Consider the following 1,944-nt stretch of genomic DNA (forward strand, 5'->3'; position numbering starts at 1 on the left):
GAATAGGATAAAAGCAGTAATAGAAATATTCTGATTTATGGATTTTGTTTTGAAAATAAAGTACATTTATGATGAGAATTTAGAACTTTCATTTTAAGATTTCCTTCTCTGGAAAATGTATTAGGGGGGCTTTTGTTGAAGTTTTCAGAAATACATGATATTATATAGTAAATGGAAGATAAAATTATTAAGTACCGCTCCTTTATCGTAATAATCGCAATGGTTATTACATTGCTTTCCTTGCTTCTTATTCCAAAACTTCAGGTAAATTCGAATGTTGATGATTATGTCCCCGATACTATAAAAAATAAGGTTTACTTAAAAGAGTTGGATAGTATTTTTGGTGGAAGTGAAATGATCTTGCTGATGCTGCATTCAGAAGATGTTGTTAATGCATCGACACTAAAAAGACTTGAAGCACTTGCTACAGATTTAATTGAAATTGAAGGTTTAGACCGCATTATTTCGCCATTTAGCGCACAGGAAATTTCTATTGACGACGGCCTAATGTCTATGACCCCATTCTTTGAGGAAATTCCTGATAATCACGCAGATTTTGTGTCTTTAAAGAAAAGAATTGCAGCTAACAGCATGACTAACAGGTTTTTTTCTGATGATTTTAGCCTTGTTTCACTGGTGCTTGTAAAAAATACCAAGACTCCGGATTTAATTATAGATGAAATAAAGGGAATTGTAGATAGTCATCCCGGATCAGAGGAAGTCATTTTAGGTGGTTTACCCTTTATCAGATATTCCATTGAGGGAAATATACTATCTGATTTGATTGTCCTTCTTCCCATTGCCATGTTTCTTATGGTGTTTATGTTATATTTTTCATTTCGCGAATGGAAAGGGGTATTTATGCCCTTTCTAATCGTTCTTATGAGTATCATTCTCTCTTTTGGATTGATGGCGTTTTTAGGCTGGAAGATTTCACTATTCAGTATTCTAATGCCTATTATGATAATTGCAATAGCCAATGATTATGGGATTCATCTGATTGCACACTACCAGGAATTGGCAAATGGTCCTGTCATACTTTCCATGAAACAAATTTGTAAACAAATTTACAGAGATCTCAAGAAACCTATATTTATAACCGGTATTACTACTATCGGCGGAATACTTGGGCTGCTAAGTCATACTATGATGCCTGCTGCCGAATTAGGTGTACTTACGGCCATCGGAATTGGTTTCGCCTTACTATTGAGCCTTTGGTTTTTACCAGCAATGCTCTCATTTTTTAAACCAAAACGCAGGGATACAGAAACGGAACAGAAAAAAATTCCCATCGTGGATAGATGGCTGGGTAAGATGGGTAATTTGGTGACCTTACATCCGAAAAGGATTCTTGCTATTTCCATAATCGTAACCATCATTGGGGTGGCAGGGGTTTTTTTATTAAAAGTTGACACCAATGTTGAAAGTTATTTTTCTTCTAAATCTGAAGTTGGTCGCTCCACAAAATTGATAAATGAAAAATTTGGAGGCTCACAGTTTATCTCCGTACTTTTTTCAGGAGATGTCCTCTCCTCTGAGGTAATGAAAAGGATGGAAGCCTACGAAAAGGAACTAATAAAAGACCCGGCAGTAGGTCTTGTTAGTTCTCCGGTTTCGCTGGTAAAAGAACTTAGTAAAGGATTTTATGAACCCATGGAAGACGGATATAATGAAATTCCGGAATTTTCGGATGAAATATATCAGTTAATTGAAGTTTTTTCAATGGGCGGTAATGAAGATGATATTTCCCAATTTTTGGATTATAACTATGAAAATGCAAGAATATTAATAAGCCTTAAAGACGGCAGTAATAGTGCCAACAAAAGGGTGTTGAAAAAAATTAATTCGCTTACAAAAGATGATCCGAATGTTCAATTTGCCGCCGGAGCAGGACTAACAGAAATTGAATTGGCAGATATGGTGGTAAATGGCCAACTTAAGTCC

Annotated in this window: 1 protein-coding gene; it reads left to right on the top strand. The window is 35.5% G+C overall.

The window, feature by feature from the left end; all coding sequences use genetic code 11:
* Positions 1-171: 171 nt before the first annotated feature.
* Positions 172-1,944 (top strand): efflux RND transporter permease subunit (locus WBN20_RS13415; RefSeq protein ID WP_424282063.1); only part of this gene is annotated, 1,773 nt, incomplete at its 3' end.

Source organism: Eudoraea sp., from assembly GCF_049665975.1.
Taxonomy (GTDB): Bacteria; Bacteroidota; Bacteroidia; order Flavobacteriales; family Flavobacteriaceae; genus Eudoraea.